We start from the raw sequence: 21453 nt of genomic DNA on the forward strand, positions 1-21453 counted from the left end.
ACTTCCGATTCCTAGATGACGCCCGGGGAACTGTCGACCACGCCCTGCTCCGCGAGGTCCAGCAGCCGGTCTATCTCGCCGCTGTCCGAAGCCGTCGCGGGCTGTTCGGCCGGTGTTCCGGCCGGTGCGACACCCAGCTTTTCCTTGAGGTGTGCCGCCTGGTCCGCGATGGTCGTGTACCTGAACAGGTCGACGACGTCCATCAGTCCCGGATAGCGGTCGTCGTAGAGTTTCGACATCTGCGATATGAGGAGCGAGTTGCCGCCCAGGTCACCGAAACTGTCGTGCGCGTCGATCTCGCGGACGTCCAGCGTCGCCGCCCAGATCTCGGCCACGGCCCGTTCGATCTCGCCGACGCTCTCCAACCCGTGCAGCACGACCTTGCGGCCGGCCGTCGTCCGGGACGGGTGGTCCTGCTCCGGCCGGGTCCGTGCGGCCGGTTTCCTCATCCGGCCGGGCATGACCACCGCGGGGTGGTCGTCCCCGGCCATCAGGGCGTCGAGCAGGCCGATCGCCTCGGCAGTGCCCAGGGGCGGGAAGAGGCCGTCCTCGTCGACGGCGTCCAGGCGGGTCGCCATCCCGGTCTCGCGCCACGCCGGCCACTGGATGCTGAGTGCCGGCAGACCGGCGCGGCGGCGGTACTGCGCCAGGCTGTCCAGGGCGAGGTTGGCGGCCGTGTAGTCGGCCTGCCCCTGCTCCAGGTCGAGTCCGGCGATGCTGGAGAACAGTACGAAGTGGTCCAGGTCGTCGGCGAGGGTGGCCTCGTGCAGGTGGACGGCGCCCAGTGCCTTCGGCCGGTAGACGCTCCGGAAGGTGTCGGCGCTCTTGGTGTGCAGGAAACCCGCGCCGGGCCGGCCGGCGAGGTGGAGGACGGCGGAGATCCGGCCGTGCCGCGCGCGGATGCCGCGCGCCGTGCGCTCGACGGCCTCCCGGTCCTCCAGTTCCACCCGGACGATCTCGAAGTGCTCCAGTTGCGACTCCAGTTCGGACCACACCTCGGTCATGTGCGGTTCCCGGGCGGTGTCCGGCGTCGGCGAGCCGAGCAGGACGATCCTGCGTGCGCCCTGCCGTGCCAGATGACGCGCGATCGCGGTGCCGAGCCCTCCGGTCCCGCCCGAGACGACGACCGCCCCGTCGGCGGGGGCCACCGCGGCCGGTGCGGAGCGCGGCGGGACGGCGGGCCTGGTCAGCTGGGGCTCGTACCACTGCCCAGCGCGGTGCAGGAGGAAGGGCGGCCGGCCGGCGGCCCGGGCCTCGGCCAGCACCGGGGCGGGGCCCGTCTGCTCGTCGGTGTCGAGGCAGCGGATCCCCAGGGCCCGGTACTCCAGGGCCGCGACGCGGGCCAGGCCGGTCACCGCGGCCTGGCCGGGGTCGGTCGTGTCCTCCTCGCCCGTCACGGCGAAGGCGTTGCGCGTGAGCACCAGCAGGCCGTCCGTGAAGGCGCACCGCCGCTCGGCGACGAGCCCGAGCAGGGCCCGGGCAGCGTCGACCGGTCCGGCCGTCCGGTCGGCGAGCGGGACGCCGGCCTCCGGCACCGAGGACAGCAGGCCGAAGGCGAACCGGCGGTTCTCGCCGAGGTGTTCGCCGGCCCGGCCGTCGTCCGCTCCGCCGATGTGGACCCAGTCGTGGCCGGCCGTCTCCAGTTCCTTCGTCAGGCCGCCCAGGGCGTCGCCGAACTCCCCGCAGAGCAGCACGGTCCCGCCGCCCGCCGCCGCGGCGGGCGGCGGGGCCGTCGTGCGGTACGTCTGGATCCAGCCGTACTCCTCGGCCCCCAGGTCGAGACGGGCCGCCGACCTGACGCAGTAGTTGTCCACCGTCAGCACGACGCGGCCCTCGGGGTCGGTGACGCTGATGTCGAAGACGTGCAGCTCGCCGGCGAGGGACTCGGGCCGCTTCCTGAAGTGGGTGAACACCCGGCCCGGCAGCGGACCGTGGATCGTCAGCCTGCCGTAGGAGAAGGGCAGGTAGAGGCGGTCCTGCTCGTAGAGGGTGTTGGGCGCGTTGATCAGGGCGTCCAGCAGCGCCGGATGGAGGACGTAGTCGTCGATCTCATCGAGGTGGGCCGACGGCAGCGCGTGCTCGTACAGCAGCTCGGTGGCGTCGTCGTTGGCCGCGCCGTGCAGGACGCTGCGGGTCCAGCGCTCGCCGGTGACGAGGCCGTTGGCGCGGTCGACGCTGTCGTCCAGCGGCAGTTCCCGGGTCATCCGGCGCCGCACCTGAGCGACGTCGAACGGCGCGGGTGGCGACGCGGGGGTTTCGGCGGCCAGTTCGGCGGTCGCGTTGCGGACCCAGGTGCCGTCCGTGCGGCGCGTCGCGACGGTGACCCGGCCCCCGTGCTCCGCGCGTTCGACGACGACGTGCACGTCGGCCTCCTCGCCGTCGGGGACCGCGAGAGGCAGTTCGAACCGGATGTTCCGCAGCGTCAGGGCCGGGCCCCGGCCGAGCCGCCGCGCGGTTTCCACGATCATCTCGACCAGACCGGTGCCGGGCAGGACGCCGATCCCCCGGATGCGGTGGTCGGCCAGCTCCCACATCCGTCCGGGGCCGATCCGGGTCGCGCAGATGTCGCGGTCCCAGGAGCGCAGGAGTTCCGCGTCGCCGAGCAGTCCGGCACGGCGGCGTCCCCGGTCCGCCTCGATCCAGCACCGGGTGCGCGCGAACGGATGGGTGGGCAGCGGGATCCGCCGGGCGCCGGCGGGCGCGACCGCCCGCCAGTCGACGTCGGCGCCGCGGACGTAGAGGCCGGCGAGCCGGTGCCGTGCGTCCCGGTCCGTCCCGCCGTCGGCGAGGAGTTCCCGCGCCCGGGCGCTCACACTCTCGCGGTCGGCCTCCGTCAGGGCGTGCGGGTCGCTCGTCGCGGTCCGCTCCAGCACCGGACGAAACTCCCCGTACGCCACGTCGGACGCGACGGCGCCCTCGTCCCGGAGGAAGCCGTCGAGCAACCCCACCAGCTCCGCGCGGGACCGGAACGTGAACGCGGCGCGCACCCGGTGGTGCAGGCGTCCGACCGACGCGGTGAAGGCGAGGTCGGCGAGGTGCACGTCCTCGTCGCGGGTGAGGAAGTCGCGGTACCGCTCCACCAGGCGCCGCAGACCCCGCGCGTCGCGTGCGCTGAGCGGCAGCAGGAAGCACTCCGGGTCCTCCGCTCCCGGGTGCTCCCGCGCCGGTACGGCGTCCGCGCTGCGCAGCACCAGGTGGCAGTTGGTCCCGCTCAGTCCGAAGCTGCTGATCCCCGCGAAGAGGGTCTCCCGGGGGTCGTCCGACCAGGGCACCGTGGTGTCGTTGACGTACAGCGGGGTCTGCGCGAAGGCGATGTTCGGGTTCGGCTCGTCGAAGTGGAGGCTGGCGGGCAGCGTCCGGTGCTTCAGGGACAGCACCAGCTTGGCCAGGCCCGCCAGACCGGACGCGTTGTCCATGTGGCCGATGTTCGTCTTCACGGTGCCGATCGCGCAGAACTGCTTGCGCGTCGTCTGCCGGGAGAACGCCCGCTCGATCCCGCTGATCTCGACCGGGTCGCCGAGCCTGGTGGCCGTGCCGTGCGCCTCGATGAAGCCGATCCGGTCGGCGCCGATCCCGGCGTCGTTCAGGGCGGCCTCGATCAGGTCGGCCTGCGCGTCCGCGTTGGGCGCGGTGATGCCGTTGGAGGCGCCGTCCTGGTTGACGGCGCCGCCCATGATGACCGCGTGGATGTGGTCGCCGTCCCGCTCGGCGCGCTCCAGGTCCTTCAGGACGAAGACGAAGCACCCCTCGGCGGGGCGGGTGCCCTCGCCCTTGCGGTCGAAGGTGCGGGTACGGCCGTCGGAGGACGAGGTGTCCTGGATGTCCTTGAAGCCGATGCCGGTGGCGTCGGCCGTGATGGGCAGCAGGTCGGTGTTGACCGCCCCGACGATCGCCATCGTGCACTCGCCGCTCTGGATCGCCCGGTACGCCGTGTAGGCCGCCACCAGCCCCGAGGAGCAGGCCGTGTCGATGACCATCGACGGGCCCTTGAGGTCGAGGAGGTAGGCGATCCTGCTCCCGGTGATCGACTTGACGTTGCCGGCGACGGAGATCTCCGGCGCGTCGGGCGCGATCGCCTGGATCAACGCCCGGTAGTCCTCGCCGAAGTCCGCCGACATCCCGGCGTAGACGCCGACGCGCTCGCCGCTCAGCTCCCGGGTCAGCTGGCCGGCGTCCTCCAGGGCCGCCCACGCGGTCTCCAGGAAGATCCGCTGGTTGGGGTCGATCGTCTTGGCCTCCTGCGGGGACAGCCCGAAGAAGCGGTGGTCGAACGCGGCCAGCGACGGCAGCCGCGTTCCGCCGATGTAGCGCTCCTCGGCCACCGGCGTCGGCATGCCGCGGGCGGCGAGGTAGGCCTCGACGTCGGCGCGGCGTTCGGCCGACAGACCGGTGGGCGCCTCCTCGCCGCGGCGGATCATCGACCAGAACGCGTCGAGGTCCTCGGCCGCGCCGGCCCGGCCGCTCATTCCGATGATCGCGACCGGACCGTCGGTGCGACGCGGTGCCGCGTGGGTGATGGGGGCCTCGGTGTCGTCCGGGAGCCGGGCCAGGTCCAGTTCGCCGAGATCGAGCAGGGACTTCATCCCGCCGGCACCTCCGCACTCGTCTGCAGGTGCACGTCACCGGTGCGCTGGAGGATGGAGGCGATCCGCTCCCGCCGCTCGGCCTCGGGGACCCGCTTGGTGGCCATGATGGTGCCGAGCAGGTCCAGGGCCGTCGCCTTCTGTGCGTCGGTGAGCCGGTCCTTGTCCACCTGGGCCAGCTCCTGGAGCTTGCGGTAGGGCAGCACCACGCCCTCGGTGTACTGCTCCTCGTCGAAGTTGCGGTTGCGGGTGGCGGCTGCGGCGCCGAGGCACAGACCGGCGAGCCCGGGTTCGCGCCGCCGGCGCTCGGCGAGCTTGCCGAGGGCGGCACGCGCCTGGTCGAGGTCGGCGTCCAGGCTGAGGACGTCGGCGCCGTCGACGGCGTCCCCGATCAGCTTCTTCAGCACCTGCTTCGGGCCCACCTCCAGCCACAGGGCGACGTCACGCTCCGCCAGCCGGGCAACGACGCTGCTCCAGAGCACCGGACCGGTCAGCTGCACCGCGAGGGCGTCCTTGATCTCGCGCGCGCTGCCGTACGCCCGGCCGGTGACGGTGCTGTACACCGGCACGGCCGGCTCCCGGAACGCGGTCTCCTCGACGGCCCGCGCGTAGGCGGGCACGGCGTCCGCCATGAAGGTGCTGTGGAACGCCCCGCCGACGTTGAGCCGGGCGACCTTGCAGCCTCGTTCCTCCAGGTGGGCGGTGATGGCCTTCAGGTCGTCGAGCGTGCCCGACAGCACCGTCTGCCGGGCGGAGTTGTAGTTGGCGACCTGCACGGTACGGCCCTCGGCGTCGAACTCCGCGACGCACTTCTCGACCTCGGCCGCGGGCGTCCCCAGCGCGGCGATCATGCCGGTGCCGCCCTCGGCCGCGCAGGCCTGCATGGCCTCGCCGCGGACCTTGACCAGGCGCACGGCGTCCTCGAAGGCCAGCGCGCCGGCGGCGAGCAGCGCGGTGATTTCGCCCAGGCTGTGCCCGGCCATGGCGGCCACCGGCGGCATGCGGTCCCGGTCCTGGGTCAGCACCTCGTACATCGCGTGGCTCAGCACCAGCAGTGCGACCTGCGCGTGCGCGGTCCTGGTCAGCTCACCGGAGGACGCGGTGAAGCAGAGGTCCTCCACCGAGTACCCGACGATGTCCGACGCCTGCCGGAACCGGTCCCGGACGCTTTCGTGGGCGTCGTACCAGTTCTTGCCCATGCCGGGGAACTGGGACCCCTGGCCGGGGAAGACGATGACAAGATCGTTCACGAGTTGCCCTCTTCCTTCGAGGTGGGTGACTGGTCCGTTCCGGGCGACTGGCTCAGCGCGCCGAGGAGCCTGACGAAGCCGCTCAGCAGCCGTTCCACCGGAGCGGGGTCGATCTTCCGGGCGCAGGCGAGGCCGACGACCGACGGATCGGCCGGGAAGTCGACGCTCAGGACGAGGTCGAAGTGGCGCAGGAGCCGGGAGACGTCCGCCTGCCGGCCGTCGACGCAGGCGATGGTGACCCTGCCCTCGGTGTTCCGGCCGGCGGTGAACCGCCCGAGGTCGACCCGGTGCGCCTGGTCGGCGTGCCCGGTGTCATCGAGGATCTCCCTCAGGTCGGACTTGCCCGCGAAGTCGAACCGGACGGGTACGACGCCGTCACCGTCCCGCACGACGCACAGGGTGAGGTCCTCCCGGCCGAGCACCTTGCCGAGGGTCAGGGCGTAGGCGGCGAGGAGCAGATCCTCGGTCTCCCGATCCGTCTCCTTGCGGAGCCGTGCCAGGCCGTCCCTGATCCGCCGGGACAGGACGGTCTGCATCCGGCCGCCGCCCGTGCCGGTCTGCGAGAACCAGGCCTCGGGGAGCGGTACGCCGGTGGTGTCGGGCGAGTCGTCGGCGCCGCTCCGCGCCAGCTTGGCCTCGAGGAGCGTGCGGAGCTTGCCGATCGTGGGGTTGGCGAACAGATCGCTGACGTCCAGCAGGCCGGGGAACGCCTCCTCCAGCTCGTTCAGCAGCAGAATCAGGGTGAAGGAGTTGCCGCCGAGGTCGAAGAAGCTGTCGTCCTGGCCGATCGGGACGTCGCCGAGTATCCGCCTCCACGCGGCGACGAGTTTCCGGTCCACGCCCGGCCGGCCGGCGGCGCGGGGGTCCGGTTCCGGCTGCGGGACGGCCTGCCGTGCCAGCGCCGGGCGGTCGACCTTGCCGCTGGTGGTCACCGGAATGCGGGGGACCTCCGTCAGGGTGGCGGGGACCATGTAGTCCGGCAGCCGCTCGGCGAGGTGGTCCCGCAGCGCGTCCTGCTCGACGCGCTCACCCGGCTTCGCCTGGTAGAAGCCGCGGATGACCCGGTTGCCCGGCGACACGTCATGGACGACCGCCGCCGCCGCGGTCACCCGCGCGTATCCGGCGATCACCCGTTCGATCTCCTCGAGTTCAATGCGGTGGCCGCGCACCTTGACCTGGTTGTCGGTCCGGCCGAGGCAGTGCAGTTCGCCGTTCCTCCAGACGGCCCGGTCACCGCTGCGGTAGATCCGCCCGTCGCCGAACGGGTTGTCCCGGAACACCTCGCGGTCGAGGTCGGGCCGGCCCAGGTAGCCCGGTGACACTCCGAGCCCGCCGATCCACAGGTCGCCCTCCGTCCCCTGCGGTACCAGCGCCAGGTCGTCGTCCAGGACGTACAGGGTGGTGTTGGCGATCGGCGTGCCGATGCCGACGGCGGTGCCGGGCGGGGTGAGGTCCTTGACGCTGGACCAGATGCAGGACTCGGTCGGGCCGTAGACGTTGAATATCTCCAGCGACGGGTGCGCCCGCAGCCCGTCGAGCAGGTCCTCGGGGAACGCCTCGCCGCCGACGACGAGTTTCTCCAGCGCGCCCAGGGCCTCGAAGGCGGCGTCCGGGTCCGCGTGCAGCAGGCGCAGACGGGTCGGCGTGAGCTGGAGGTAGTCGACGCCGCCACGGACGACGAACTCGGCGATGTTCGCCGGGGTCCGGACCTCGTCCTCGTCGGCGACGACCACCGTACCGCCCTTGACCAGCGTCAGCAGCGTCTCCAGGACGTGGATGTCGAACGCCGGCGTGGTCAGGCACGCCACCGCCTTGTCCTCACCCCAGCGCAGGGCGTCCGGCATGCCGCGCAGGAAGTTGGCGAGGGACCCGTTGGTGACCGTGACGCCCTTGGGGCGTCCGGTGGAGCCGGAGGTGAAGATGACGTATGCGAGGTCGTCCGCCGCGACGGGGACCGCCGGGACGTCCGTGGCCTCGGGCAGGTCCTCCTCCCGCAGGACGACGGCCCGGTCACCCAGGCCGGAGGCCGAGGCCGGGTGGGTCTCCTCGGAGCAGACGACCAGCACGGGACCGGCGGTCTCGACGATGGACGCCAGTCGCTTGGGAGGGGTCCGGACGTCCATGGGCAGCCAGGCGCAGCCGATCCGGTTGGCGGCCAGCATCAGGGCGGTCAGGTCGGGCGACGGCGGCAGCAGAAGCCCGATCACATCACCCCGCCGGGCGCCGCGCGCCCGCAGGAGGGCGGCGTGCCGGTGCACGCGTCCGGCCAGTCGCCGGTAGTCCATGTCCTCGCCGCGGAACCGGATCGCCGACTGCTCCGGCCGGGCCGCGCACACCGCGTCGAACAGCTCCGTCAGCGGCGCCCGTTCCGCGACGGCCGGACCGGTGCCCAGGGCCAGCAGCCGCTGCCTGGCCCCGTCGTCGAGCAGTGACAGCTCGCCGACCGTCCGCTCCGGATTCCGCACGACCTGCGCCAGCAGCGTCCGGAAGCGCTCCATCAGCCCGGCGATCCGCTCCTCGCCGTAGACGGCGGAGTAGTTCAGGTCGGCGTGGAGTCCGCCGTCGCGTTCGGTGAGTTCGAAGGTGAACGCGAACATCGAGCCCCGGGCGCCGAGTTCCTCGGTCGTGGCGGTCACGTCGCCGAAGCGGCGGGCGCGTGTGCGGGCGTCGGTGTAGATGAACATCGTGTCGAACAGCGCGTTGTGGCCATGGTCCCGCGTCAGGTCGAGTTCCTGGACGAGCACGCTGTACGGGTAGAGCGAGTGGCTCATCGCCGTCAGGCTGGTGTCCCGGACCTGACGGAGCAGGTCCGACACCCGGGTGCCGGCCGCCGGCCTGATCCGCAGCGGCAGCGACTCGGCGAACATGCCGACCGTCTTCTCGAACGACCCGAGCATGCGCTGGTCCATGGGGACGCCGACGCACAGGTCGTCCTCGCCGGTGACCTTGGCGAGCAGCAGTGCCCACAGGGACAGGTAGAAGACGGAGGGTGTCGTCCTCAGCTGCCGGATCACCTCCGTGGCCGCCCGGTGCAGTTCGGGGTCGACCTGGAAGTAGTGCCGGCGTCCCGCGAAGTCGTTGACGTCCGGACGCGGCGCGTCGGTCGGGAGGTTCAGCGGCCGGGGCACGGTGGCGAACTGCTCCAGCCACCAGCGCCGGTGCTCGGCGTACTCCGGCCGGTCCGGCGCGCCGGCCAGCAGGCGCACGAACGTGGCGTAGTCGTCGGACCCGTCGGGCTCGTCGAGTCGGCCGTGGGTCAGGTGCTCGGCGAGGTCGTTGAAGATGATCTCCACCGACCGGCCGTCGACGACGATGTGGTGGAAGGAGACGACCAGGTGGTGCGTGCCGTCCTCGTCGATGACGATGCCGTACCGCCACAGCGGCGGCCGCGCCAGGTCGAGCGGCCGGTTCATCACCGACAGGATGTCCTCGGTGGACAGCGAGGGGTCGCGCCGGCGGTCGAAGAGGTGCCCCTCGGGGCTGACGTCCGGGGCCACGGCGGCCCGCACCCTGGCGGGGCCGACCACGTAGTGGCGCCGCAGGTTCGGGTGCTTGTGGCCGATGGCCCGGAAGGCGGCGGCGACCCGGTCCGGGTCGAGGGGACCGTCGAAGCGGAGGCCGAAGACGACCTGGTACGCCTCGTTCCCGCCGCGCATCCGGGACAGGACGTAGACCCGTTGCTCCAGGGAGGTCAGCTCCGCGTGCTCCTGCGGGCGCGGCAGGGCGGCCGTCGACCCGCGGCGGCGGAAGTCGAACCCGCCGGCGCGCAGCTCCTCCACACAGGCGCGGATCGCCTCCAGGATCCGGTCCTGGTGCTCCCGGGTGTGCGCGAAGGAGAAGGTGGCCGTGCGGCGCTCCCACACGTAGACACCGTGGTGGTTCAGGAGCTTGAAGAAGAGGTTCTGGGTGAGCGAGGCGTGGGTGACGTCCCGCGGGGTGACCGGCTCCCACTTGTACATCGACCCGAAGTGCGCGATGGCCAGCGGCACCTCCTCGGCCTCGAAGTAGGCGTTGGCGCGGCGGGCGAACTCCGCGGTGTAGGCGTTGAGGCCGGCCAGCAGCTCGGCGCCGGACTCCTCCAGCCGCGTGAGCACGGCCTTGGCGGCAGCCATGGCCAGCGGGTGCTTGCAGAACGTTCCGGCGAAGAAGGTGGTCGGTGCCGCGGGGCGGGAGTCGTCGGTGTCGACCCAGGCTCCGCCGTCGACGGCGTCGAGGTATCTGCTGCGCCCGGCGACGATGCCGATCGGCAGGCCGCCCGCCACGAGCTTGCCGTACAGGACCATGTCGGCGCTGACGTCGAAGTAGGCCTGGGCGCCGCCCGGTTCCACCCGGAAACCGGTGATCATCTCGTCGAAGATCAGCGCGATGCCGTGCTCCGTGCAGATCTCGCGCAGCTCGCGCAGGAACTCCCCCGGCTGGAGGCCGGGGTTGCGGGACTGCACCGGCTCGACCAGCACCGCGGCCAGTTCGGCGCCGTGCTCGCGGACCCATCGCAGGGTGTCCGGGCTGCCGTAGGCGCGGACCTCGGTGTTGTCGACCATGGCCTGCGGAATGCCGATGGTCAGCGGGACGGTGGCGGTTCCGTCGCTCTCGGCGAGCACCCCGTCGGAGCTGCCGTGGTACGAGTTGGTGAACCTCAGGACCTTGTCCCGGCCGCTGACGGCCCGCGCCAGCCGCAGGGAGACCATCACCGCTTCGGTGCCGGTGTTGCAGAACGCCACCCGTTCGACGCCGGTCATCCGGTGGATGAGTTCGGCGATCTCGCCGGCCACGGCGTTCTGCGGGCCCAGCTCGTACCCGTGCTCCAGCTGCCGCTTGACCGCGTCCCTGATGAAGGGGGCGTTGTGGCCGAAGATGTGGACGCCGTAGCCGATCGCGGTGTCGATGTACTCGTTGCCGTCCAGGTCCCAGAAGAGGGCTCCCTCGGACCGGGCCGAGACGACCGGGTAGACCGTCTCCTTCACGCTCGGATTGAAGTTGAGCGACGCGATCCAGTCCGCCAGCCTCGGGCGGTGCCGGTCGGCGTACTCCTTCGAGGAGCGGGTCCGGGCGACGTAGCGTGCCACGAAGTCCTCGATGAAGCGGCTCTGTTCGGCGGTGAGCCGGTCGTCGGTGAGCGCGATGTTGTTGTTGTACGTGCCGACCTTGCGCACGTTCTTCGGCGCGACGGCCGGGGCGGGCGGCGTCAGTGCGGCGGATGCGAGGGCGGGTGTCGTCCGCTCGCCCGTCTCCGCGGTCGGGCCGGGGGCACCGAACAGGCTGAGCTGCTGCCGCATGAGGTCCAGCTGGGCCTGGACCACGGCCTGCAGCGCCATGGAGCCGGGCCCGGCGGGGACAGCGGGCGCGGCCCCCGCCGGGAGGGGAGCCGGTACGGCATCGGCCGGGGCGGTGGCCGGCGGCTGCGGCGCGGGGGCCGCCGTGGCCGCCTCCGAGGCGGGCTCGGCGTCGTCCCACGGCATGGCGTCGGCCGACCGGTTCTGCTGCACGAAGTCCGTCAGCTGCCCGAGCGTGTGCAGCGACGCGAAGAACATCCTGATCGGGAAGTCCACGGAGTACTGGCGGTCGATCCGCTTGACCAACTGCACCAGCATCAGGGAGTCGACGCCGAGCGAGAACAGCTCCACCGACTCGTCCGCCGTGTCGACCGCGACGCCGGTGATCTGGCCCAGGGCCCCGGCCAGGAACGCCCGGACCGTCTCACGTTCCGCGGTCGCCCGGGCGTCGCGCGCCTTGCTCTCGTCGCTGCCAGAGGGCATCGGAGCACCGTCCTCTCCGGTGTGGTCGTCGTACCAGATCCGCTGCCTGTCGAAGGGGGTGTGCGGAAGGTCCCGGACGAGGTCGCCCGGGCGGCCCGGCAGCCGGTCCCCGTCCACCGCCCTGCCCAGCTCCCACAGCGTTCCGGCGCTCTCCAGGAACTGGCGCACGTCGGAGCGGCCCTTGCGCAGGCTGGGGACGGTGACGACGTCCTCCCGCGTGTCCTGCGCGATCAGGCCGCCGAGCGTCGCCGCCGGAGCGACCTCGACGAACACCCGGAAGCCCGCGTCGAGCGCGGTCCCGACCGCGGAGGTGAACAACACGGGGTCGACCAGGTGGCGGCTCCAGTACGCCGCGTCGACCGGCTCGTCCGGCGTCACCGCGCGGCCGGTCTGCGCGGAGATCCACGGGATGGCGGGGGCGGCGAACCGCTGGTCGCGGATCTGCTCGTACATCTCCTCGGCGCCCCGGGCCATCCGCGGCGAGTGGAACGGGTGCGAGATCGCCAGGCGTTCCACGAAGATCCGCTTCTTGCGCGCGGCGCGCAGCACCGCGTCGAGGCCCGGCCCGAGCCCGGAGACGGTGACGTTCTCCTTCGCGTTCACGGCGGCCACCCACACCTCGGGGTGGTCGCGCAGCAGTTCCTCGGCCCGCTCGCGGGAGCACAGCAGGGTCGCCATCCCGCCGTCCCGGGGCGTGTCCTCCATGACCCGCCCGCGGCGGGTCACCAGGTCGACGGCCTGCTCGGTGCTCATGACACCGGCGAAGCAGGCCGCCGCGTACTCGCCGATGCTGTGGCCGAGGACCGCGTCGGGGGTGATGCCGAGCGCCTGCCAGTACCGGGCGAGCGCCAGCTCGACGGTGAAGATCATCGGCTGGGTGTGCAGCGGCGACGCGAACACCGTCTCGTCCCCGCCGAATATGGCCTCCAGCGGTGAGACCCCGCCCGCCCGGACGAAGGCGCGGTCCAGCGCGTCCATCTCGCGGCGGAAGACCTCGGCGTGGTCGTACAGCTCACGGGCCATGCCGGGGTACTGGGTGCCCTGGCCGGAGAAGACGAAGACCTGGCCGCTCCCCCGGCCCTCGGCGGGCGGGGAGCCGTCGTGGTCCAGTGCCGCCTCGACCACGGCCGGCAGGCCGGCCAGGGAGTCGCAGACCAGCGCGCGGCGGTGCCGCAGCGCGCTCCGCCGGCCCAGGGTGTGGGCGACGTCGGCGAGCGGCGCCTCCGCGTCGCGGCTCCACTCGGCGAGGCCGCGCAGCGCGGTCCGTAGCGCCGGCTCCGACTGGGCGGAGACGGTGAGCAGGTGCGGTACGCCGGGCAGGTGCTGCCGGGGCGGGCGGGCGGACGGGAGCGGCCGGTGTTCCTCGACGACGAGGTGGGCGTTGGTGCCGCTGATCCCCAGGGAGGTGATGCCGGCGCGCCGCCGGCCGGCGGCCGGCTCCCACGGGATCTCCTCGGCGATCACCTCGACCGGGATCCGCTCCCAGTCGATCAGACGGTTCCCCTTCCGGTAATGCAGGGTGCCCGGCAGCTTGCCGTGTTCCAGGGCGAGCACCACCTTGCACAGCGCCGCCATGCCGGCTGCGCCCTCCAGGTGCCCGAGGTGGGACTTGACGCTGCTGATGGGCAGTTTGCTGCTGCGGTCCGCGAAGACCCGGGCGAGGGCGTTCACTTCCTGCGGGTCGCCGACGGGCGTGCCCGAACCGTGGGTCTCCACGTAGGAGATGTCCTCCACGCCGACCCCCGCGTCGGCGAGGGCACCGCGGATCACCTCGGCCTGGGCCGTGCCGCTCGGCACCGTGAAGCCGCCGCTGCGGCCGTTGTGGTTGACCGCCGAGCCGCTGAGGACGGCGAGGATCCGGTCGCCGTCCCGCTCGGCGTCGGAGAGCCGCTTGAGCAGGACGACCGCCCCGCCCTCGCTGCGGATGTAGCCGTCGGCGGCGTCGTCGAAGCTCCGGCACCGCCCGCTCGGCGAGAGGGCGTTCAGCCGCGACCACGACAGGTGGACCTCGGGGCTGAGGATCAGGTTCACCCCCGCGGCCACCACCAGGTCGCAGCCGCCTTGGCGCAGTTCCCGCATACCCAGGTGCACGGCGTACAGGGAGGAGGAGCAGGCGGTGTCGACGGCCATGCTGGGGCCGCGGAAACCGTAGGCGTAGGAGATCCGTCCGGCCGCCGCGTTGGCCATGTTGCCGGTGTAGGTGTAGGCGTCGGGGGCGTGTCCGAGGTCCGCGCCGACCTGCTGGTAGTCGTTGTTGTAGATCCCGACGTAGGTGCCGACGCGTTGGTCGCGGCCCGCGGCGAGCGGGTCGATCCCGGCGTCCTCGAAGGCTTCCCAGGTCAGCTCGAGGAGCAGGCGCTGCTGCGGATCGAGCAGCTGCGCCTCCTTCGGCGAGATGTTGAAGAAGAGCGGGTCGAACCGGTCGACGTCGGTGAGATAGCCGCCCTGCGTGGTGGTGATCCCGTCGAGGTCCAGAGGGCTCTGGCTCCACCGGCCGGCCGGGATCTCCCCCACCACGTCCACGCCCTTGCTCAGGACCTCCCAGAAGCGGTCGCGGGTCGCGATGCCGCCGGGCAGCCGGAAGGCCATCCCCACCAGCGCGACCGGCTCGGACGGGGACACTTCGGCATCGCTGCGGTGGTCGTGGGCCGACTCGGGGCCTTCCGTGCCGGTCCCCTTCAGCAGCGGTTCCAGTGCGCGCACCAGGGCGTCGACGGAGGAGTGGTCGAGGGTGAAGGTGCTCTCCAGGCGGAGGTCCAGCCGGCGTTCCAGCCTCTCCCGCAGCGCCACGAGGGCCAGGGAGTCGAAACCGAGGTCGAACAGGCCGGTGCCGTGGTCGTTCCGGCCCACGGTGGCGCCGCCGGCGGTCACCTCGGGCACGGTCTCGCCGCGGACCGCGGCGACGATCACGTCGCACAGGGCCTCGACCGCGTCGTCGGCGGCGGCTGTCTCCCGCGCGTCCTGGGCGGACGCCTCGGCCAGGGAGGCACGGAACCTGTCCATCCCCTGGTCTGCGCGGTACAGGGTGCCGACGACCCGTGCGGTGCTGCCGGCCGCCTCCACCGTGGAGCGCATCGCGGTCACCAGCACCGGGTGGGGGCTGGGCTCGATCAGCGTCGTGTGGCCGTCGGCCAGCAGAGCCCGGGTGACCTGCTCGAACAGCATGGCCTGGCGCATGTTGCGGTACCAGTACCCGGCGTCCAGGTCACGGGTGGGCATCCGGCCGCCGGTCACGCTGGAGTAGAAGGGGAGGTCCACGTCGCGCCGGGCGACCTCGCCCAGGGAGGCCAGCAGCCAGTCGCGCTGCTCCTCCATCAGGGGCGAGTGACACGCCAGGCCGAGTGACAGCTTCTGGGCGTACGTCCCCTCGGCGCGGACCCGGGCGGCCAGCTCCACGACCGCGTCGCGGTCGCCCGCGACCACCACCGAGCGCGGGGCGAGGAGACCGGCGACGCTCACGACCTCGCCGAGCGGCGCCAGCCGGTCCCGCGCCTCGTCGGGAGCAAGCGCCAGCAGCGCCATGGCTCCGGGGGCCGACACCCGTGCCTGCGCCTCGCTCCACAGCGCGATCACCCGCGCCGCCTCGTCCAGGTCGAGCGCGCCGGCGACGCACGCCGCGGCGACCTCGCCGAGGCTGTACCCGGCGACGGCGTGCGGCTCGGTGCCGTGGGACCGCCACAGCTCGGCCAGGGCGACCTGGATCGCGAACAGCACGGGCTCCGAGACGTTCGCCCGGTCGTAGCCGGCCGCCGGGTGCTCGGCCCGCAGGACGTCCACGAGGGACCAGTCCACGTGCGGCGCGAGGGCGTCCGCGCAGTCACCGATCCGGCGGGCGAAGACCGGGGAGGCGTCGAGCAGTGCCGCCGCCATGCCGGACCAGACCGCGCCCTGCCCGGGGAACACGAACGCGGGACGCGCGCTCCCGCCGGTGTCACAACACTTCATCTTCCCCACCCCGGCTTCGAACCGCGAATTTCTTGTATCCGTAGTCGGCGATCATCAATTGCTGCAATTGCGAGGTGCCCTCGATGATTTCCAGGATCTTCGCCTCCCGGAACAGCCTTTCCGCCGGGTACTGGTCCCAGCAGCCGTTTCCCCCGAGAACCTGGACCGCGTCGGAGGTGACCTGTTGGGCAATCGTCGAGGAGAAATACTTGGCGATGTTGGTCGCCATCACCGCGTCGGTACTGCGCTCCAGGCGCAGCCGGCCCGCCCGGCGGCACAGTTCTCGTGCCGCCGCGACCTGGGTCACGGCGTCCGCGACCATTTTCTGCACGAGCTGATGGCTGCCGATCCGTGTTCCGAACTGCTCACGTTCGGTGGCGTAGGCGCACATGACCTCCAGTGCCGCCTGGGCGATCGCGACCCCGGCCCAGGCGATGCTGTAACGGCCGTGGAAAAGGGCGGTGTTCGCGACGAAGCCGAATCCCAGCCCGATGCCCGACACGAGGTTCTCGGCGGGGACCTCGACGTCGGTGAACGAGACCTCCGCGATGTGTGTCGCCCGGTTGCCCAGGAATCCGGACATCGGGTGGATTTCCACGCCCGGCATGTCCCGCTCGACGAGGAAGGCGCTTGACACGCCGTTGTCGTTCGCAAAGACGAGGAGGAGGTCGGCGATGCCGGCGAACGAGATCCACTTCTTCCGTCCGTCAAGGACGAAGATGTCGCCCTTCTTGACGTAGCGCGTGGTGACCGACGCGGCGTCCGATCCGGCCTCCGCCTCGGACAGCGCGAAGCAGCCGATCCGCCGACCGGTGGCCAGGTCGGTGAGGTACTTCCCCTTGAGGCGGTCCGACGCCCGTTCGGCGAGCGTCTCGCAGACCAGGGAGGTGTGCACCGTGAGCAGAGCCCGTGTCGACGCGCAGGCCTTTCCCACCGACTCGGTCAGTTCGCCGTAGGCGAGGGGGTCCAGCCCGTGGCCGCCCCAGCGCTTCGGCACCGCCGCGCCGAGCAGCCCCTCGTCGGCCATCTTCCGGATGACGTCCCTCGGCAATCGCCCGGTGCGGTCGAATTCCCCGGCGCGGTCCGCCAGTTCGTGCTCGGCGAAGAGCCGGGCGCGGACCACCGGATCGCGTGTCTGTTCCTCACTCACCTGCCGCATGCTTCAGCTCCCCCACCATTCGGGTCATGCTGTCGATGGAGCTGAAGTTCTGCAGGGTGATCCGGTCGTCCGGCACCTCGATACCGAACGTGGACTCGATGAAGTCCAGCATCTGCATGGCGAAGATCGACGTGACGAAACCCTTCTCGAAGAAGTTGTCGTCGTCCCGCAGATCCACGTCCCGCAGGGCGGTCATGTTCGCCCGCACATAGTTCCTGATCGCCGCCGCCGTGTCCGCCGCCGCGCCGTTCTCCATGCTCGTGAGGGACTCGCTAGGCATTGACTTCCACCTTGATGTAGTCCGGATAGTCCTGGCTGACAGTGAGGTCGTTCTCGTACACGTGGTCGTCGCCGTCCTTCGACACCACGCGGAAATTGGCCAGTTGGTACGTCAGCAGCATCTGACGATTGCGGCTGGTGCGGCGGAAATCCGCGAAGAGACGTTTCTCCGCCGCGGTGGCCCGCTTGATGAGGAAAGCCAGGAGGACGGTGCCCACGCCCTTCGACACCGTTCGGCACGACATCAGGAGCATCTTGATGGTCCAGCGATCCTGGCCCTTGGCGACCAGGGCCATGCCGATCTTTCCGTACGAGCCGTAGCGGTCGGTCAGCTCGCAGACCCACAGATCGTGGCCCGGGTCGTGCATGAGCGTCTCGAGCTGCTCGTGGGAGTAGTGGATGCCGGTGGAGTTCAGCTGGCTGGTCCGCTTCGTCAGTTCCTCCAGCCGCAGCAGGTCGTCACCGCCGGCCCGGGAGATGCGGAACACCATGCCGAGGCTGCGCAGGAAGTCCTCGCGGGGCCCCTGGTAGGCCAGTTCGGACTCACTGCGCCGCTCGTCCTCCAGGTACATGAGCCGGCGCCGCCTGGCGTCCTCGGTCACCACCGGCGGGGAGAGCCGCGGCAGCGCATCGAGAGTGAGGTAGTCCGCCGCGTCGACGGTCTCGACCTCCGGCAGGGCGAACGCGACCTCGTCCCGTTCGAACGGCTGGTCGTCGACGAACACGAAGGTGTCGAGTCCGATGTTCAGCCGCTTCTGGATCTCGGAGACCGAGCTGGATTTGCTGTTCCAGTTGATCTGCGGGTACAGGAAGTACTCGGCCACTCCGAGTTCCTCCAGTTTCCGCATGGCGTCGTCGTGGTTGTTCTTGCTGGCTATCGACAGGAGGATCCCGCGGGAGTCCAGCGTCCTGATCAGGTCGAGAACGCCCGGCTTGAGGGTGACGTGGTCCCCGGCCGACAGAGTTCCGTGCCAGAGCGTGTCGTCGAGGTCCCAGACGACGCATTTCGCCATCTTCACGGTTCGGTTCCCTTCGGGAGCAGTCGCGTCGGGCATCACCGCGCGCCCGCAGTGGACGTCGTGTAGTCGTAGAATCCCCGGCCGCTCTTCCGTCCCAGGAAACCGGCGTCGACCATCTTCTTCAGCAGCGGACAGCAGCGGAATTTGGGGTCCTGGAACTCGTCGTACAGAACTGCCAGCGAGTTGACGACCGTGTCCAGGCCGATGAGGTCCGCCGTTTCCAGCGGCCCCATGCGGTGCCCGTAGCCGAGTTTGAAGACGTCGTCCACCTGCTCCGGTGCCGCGACGCCGTCCTGCACCAGGAAGGCCGCCTCGTTCATGAAGAGATGGGACAGGCGGTTGGACACGAACCCGGGCATGTCGTTCACGACGATGGGACGCTTGCCCAGGGAGCCGGCGAACTCCTCCGCCGCTTTCACCGTGTCGTCCGAGGTGTGCTGTCCGCGAATGACCTCGACACCGTCGATCAGGGGAACCGGATTCATGAAGTGCATGCCGATCACCCGCTGAGGGTGGGGCATCAGGGACGCGATCCGGGTGATGGGCATACAGCTGGTGTTGACCGCGACCCGCACCGTTTCCGTGCAGACCTCGCGGAGCCGGAGATACAGCTCCCGCTTGGCCTCGGGATCCTCGACGATGTTCTCGACGATCCAGTCCGCGCCGGCCAGGTCCGCCACGTCGCCGGTGCGGGACACCCGGCCGAGGACGTCGTCGGCGTGCCATTCGGCCACGGCCGGCGACATCATCCGGTACTTCCTGACACGCCGGCGCATCTGCCCCGGCGCGGAGGCGAGAACATCCGCATCGCTGTCGCAAAGCAGTACGTCGTATCCATAGGCTGCACAGGTAAGGGCCACATCTTTGCCCATAACGCCGGCGCCTATCACTCCAACCGTCGCCATGCTCATAACCTTTTGAGTCGTTGTCTCGTGGACGGCAAACTCAACGGCCGCGTCAGCTCGCGGGCAGCCTTCGGCACCTGAAGGCGGTCACGAGACACGCGTGTGTGAATGCCGGAATACATCGACACGGAGCCGTGGCACACGGGCAACCCGCCCATGACGCGTCACGTCATCACGTGAGGATGACTGAAAAGAGACGACCATCCAGACACCCGTCCCTTTAGACTGATGATCAGCTAAAGGTGGGTCGACGCACCTCGGCACACCGGAGCATCAAGTCCCCTCGCCCCTGCCGCAGCGTCCTGAACTGGCGTCGCATTGCCCCCGTTAGTGCGTGAAGTCTCCCCCCGAAGAAATCATCCGATCAGCGGGGCATGACTCCGCCCGTGAGCAGGTCGCGCACGCCCCGTTCGTGCTCGATAAAAGGTGATCTCGCCCGGACGGAACCCCACGTGCTCTTCACGTCTCGGTCACGCGATAACCACTGCTGGGCATCGTATGCAGGGATCCTCCTCAAGTAAAGGGGGATCCAAGGGAAGTTATAGCGATGCTAAAGCAAAACCCGCTGTGAGGTGGGGTTTTGCAGCGGTCGCGGCGGCCGGGGAAGGGTGTCGCTCCCTTCCCCGGCCGCCGCGCGCCGCCGTCCGCCCCGGCCGGTTCAGGGCCGGCGGACCAGGGCCCGCACGCTGATCGTGAGGCCGAGCAGGCACCAGACCGTCAGCACGGCGAGGTCCTGCCAGTTCACCCCCTGGTCGCCCGAGACCAGTCCGGCGCGCAGCAGGTCCGCCGCCGGCCGGAAGGGCAGCACGTCGTGGACCGCCCTGAACCACTCCGGCAACTGGCTCTCCGGGAACGTGATCGGCGAGAACAGCATCACGAAGAACACGAGGACCTGACTGGCGAGCTGGGCGAGCAGCGGCGGCAGGAGCACGGCCACCGCGTAGCCGACGGCCGTCGCCACCAACGCGGTCAGCACGGACGCGGTCACCAGGAGGGACCAGTCGAAGGAGTAGCTCAGGTCGTAGCGCAGCCAGGCCACGAACACCGCCACGGGGATGCCCGGGAGGGCGACCACCAGCCACACCGTGAGATCGGCCAGCAGCAGCAGCGGGCGCGGCACCGGCAGCGCGCGCTGGTAGGTGAAGGTGCCGCTGGTGCGGGCCTGCGCCACACCCTGGGGGACCATGACCAGGCCGATGACCATCAGCAGCACGGTCGGGGTTCCCGTGGACAGGAACTGGGCGGCGGGGCTGTTGACGTCCCCGATCAGGAACCCGAAGCCGACGATGATGCCGGCGGCGAGGAGCGCCTGGATCAGGATGATCAGCGGCAGGACCGCGCCGATCTGGCCCATGGTCCAGCGCAGCAGGGTCGCGTAGGTCGTCCACAGCCCGGTGCGCGGCGGGATCGGCCGGGGCACACGGGTGGGCGTCGCGACGACGGTTGCCTCAGACACGGGCGGTCTCCTCCGGGATGTCGGCCGCGTCCGTGGCGGCTGCGGCGGTCGTGGCTCCGGTGGCGGTCTGGTCGGTGGCGGCTCCGGCGGTCACGGCGAGGTAGACGTCCTCGAGGGTGGCGGGGCCCAGCGTGTACTCCTCGATGCGACGGCTCTCGCGGAGCGTCGCGGCCCAGGCGACGGCGGCCTCGGCGTCGGCCGAGCCGAGGGTGAGCAGCACCCGTCGGCCGACGCGGAGGCGGCGGGCGACCGGGACCGGCACGGTGCCCGGGTGATCCGAGGGGTCGGCCCCCTCGGGATGCAGCCAGAGTTCGAGCCGCAGGGCGTGGTCGCCGGTCCCACGCAGCCGGCTCGGCGACCCGGCGGCGACGACCTTGCCATGGTCGAGGACCACGAGTTCGTCCACCACACGCTCGGCCTCGACGACGTTGTGGGTCACGAGCAGCACGCCCGCGCCCTCGTCGCCCAGGCGGCGCACGGTGTCCCACAGGCGCCGCCGGCGGGCCGCGTCGACGTCGTTGGTGGGCTCGTCGAGGACGACCAGCGGCACCGGAGCGACCGCAGCCATGGCGAACGCGGTCAGTCGGCGCACACCGCCGGACAGGCCACGTCCCTCCGGCAGGGCGCGGCGGTCGAGCCACTCGTGGAGGTCCAGTTCCTCGGCGAGCGTACGCGCCGCCGCCCCGGCGGCCGCCTTGGACATGCCGCGCAGCCGGCCCGCGATCTCGATCGCCGTCCTGGGGGTCAGGCCGTCCATCGGCGCCTGCGACTGGGCCTGGAGTGCCACACAGCGGCGGGCCGTCGCCGGGTCCGCGACAGCGTCCACCCCGGCCACCCGGATCGACCCCGCGTCGGGCTTGAGCAGACCCACGATCTGCGAGACCAACGTGGTCTTGCCGGCGCCGTTGTGCCCGAGCAGGCCGACCACCTCACCGGCCCTGACCCGCAGACTGACCCCGTCGTTCGCCAGGACTGGGCCGAACCTCCTGGTGAGGTTCTCGACCTCCAACACCGCGTCGCTCATCAGCGCTCCTCCCCCACCTCGGCTCACCACTGAGGTACCCACTGAATTCAAATACTGTCGGTATGTGAATGCCATTG

General features: G+C 71.1%; 9 protein-coding genes. All 9 read right to left on the reverse strand.

Features of this window, described 5'->3' with window-relative positions:
• Positions 1 to 11: 11 nt before the first annotated feature.
• Positions 12 to 4583, reverse strand: coding sequence for a type I polyketide synthase (locus IE255_RS20700; RefSeq protein WP_190051808.1), 4572 nt, complete (start codon positions 4581 to 4583; stop codon positions 12 to 14).
• Positions 4580 to 5833, reverse strand: coding sequence for an ACP S-malonyltransferase (locus tag IE255_RS20705; RefSeq protein WP_190051809.1), 1254 nt, complete (start codon positions 5831 to 5833; stop codon positions 4580 to 4582). The genes IE255_RS20700 and IE255_RS20705 overlap by 4 nt, the downstream gene beginning before the upstream one ends.
• Positions 5830 to 15534, reverse strand: a complete 9705-nt coding sequence (locus tag IE255_RS20710; RefSeq protein WP_190051810.1) for a non-ribosomal peptide synthetase/type I polyketide synthase — start codon at positions 15532 to 15534, stop codon at positions 5830 to 5832. The genes IE255_RS20705 and IE255_RS20710 overlap by 4 nt, the downstream gene beginning before the upstream one ends.
• Positions 15521 to 16693 carry an acyl-CoA dehydrogenase family protein gene (locus tag IE255_RS20715; RefSeq protein ID WP_190051811.1) on the reverse strand — a complete coding sequence of 391 codons (1173 nt, stop codon included), beginning with the start codon at positions 16691 to 16693 and terminating at the stop codon, positions 15521 to 15523. The genes IE255_RS20710 and IE255_RS20715 overlap by 14 nt, the downstream gene beginning before the upstream one ends.
• Positions 16677 to 16973, reverse strand: coding sequence for a phosphopantetheine-binding protein (locus IE255_RS20720; protein WP_229906506.1), 297 nt, complete (start codon positions 16971 to 16973; stop codon positions 16677 to 16679). Before IE255_RS20720 ends, IE255_RS20715 begins: the two co-directional genes overlap by 17 nt.
• Positions 16966 to 17985, reverse strand: coding sequence for an HAD-IIIC family phosphatase (locus tag IE255_RS20725; RefSeq protein ID WP_190051858.1), 1020 nt, complete (start codon positions 17983 to 17985; stop codon positions 16966 to 16968). The genes IE255_RS20720 and IE255_RS20725 overlap by 8 nt, the downstream gene beginning before the upstream one ends.
• 41 nt (positions 17986 to 18026) lie before the next feature.
• Complete coding sequence (locus IE255_RS20730) at positions 18027 to 18896, reverse strand: 3-hydroxyacyl-CoA dehydrogenase family protein (protein ID WP_229906507.1); 870 nt, start codon at positions 18894 to 18896, stop codon at positions 18027 to 18029.
• 658 nt (positions 18897 to 19554) lie between these two features.
• Positions 19555 to 20352, reverse strand: coding sequence for an ABC transporter permease (locus IE255_RS20735; protein WP_229906508.1), 798 nt, complete (start codon positions 20350 to 20352; stop codon positions 19555 to 19557).
• Entirely contained in the window at positions 20345 to 21376 is a 1032-nt protein-coding gene (locus IE255_RS20740; RefSeq protein WP_190051813.1) for an ABC transporter ATP-binding protein, read from the reverse strand. The genes IE255_RS20735 and IE255_RS20740 overlap by 8 nt, the downstream gene beginning before the upstream one ends.
• Positions 21377 to 21453: the final 77 nt, after the last annotated feature.

This window comes from Streptomyces lomondensis (genome assembly GCF_014651035.1).
In the GTDB taxonomy this organism is placed as follows: domain Bacteria; phylum Actinomycetota; class Actinomycetes; order Streptomycetales; family Streptomycetaceae; genus Streptomyces; species Streptomyces lomondensis.

Bases quoted from the DNA above. Each gene is read 5' to 3' on its own strand.
- IE255_RS20715 (WP_190051811.1), bottom strand. From the start codon at position 16,693: ATGCGGCAGGTGAGTGAGGAACAGACACGCGATCCGGTGGTCCGCGCC.
- IE255_RS20740 (WP_190051813.1), bottom strand. From the start codon at position 21,376: ATGAGCGACGCGGTGTTGGAGGTCGAGAACCTCACCAGGAGGTTCGGC.
- IE255_RS20730 (WP_229906507.1), bottom strand. From the start codon at position 18,896: ATGGCGACGGTTGGAGTGATAGGCGCCGGCGTTATGGGCAAAGATGTG.
- IE255_RS20725 (WP_190051858.1), bottom strand. From the start codon at position 17,985: ATGGCGAAATGCGTCGTCTGGGACCTCGACGACACGCTCTGGCACGGA.
- IE255_RS20700 (WP_190051808.1), bottom strand. From the start codon at position 4,583: ATGAAGTCCCTGCTCGATCTCGGCGAACTGGACCTGGCCCGGCTCCCG.
- IE255_RS20710 (WP_190051810.1), bottom strand. From the start codon at position 15,534: ATGAAGTGTTGTGACACCGGCGGGAGCGCGCGTCCCGCGTTCGTGTTC.
- IE255_RS20720 (WP_229906506.1), bottom strand. From the start codon at position 16,973: ATGCCTAGCGAGTCCCTCACGAGCATGGAGAACGGCGCGGCGGCGGAC.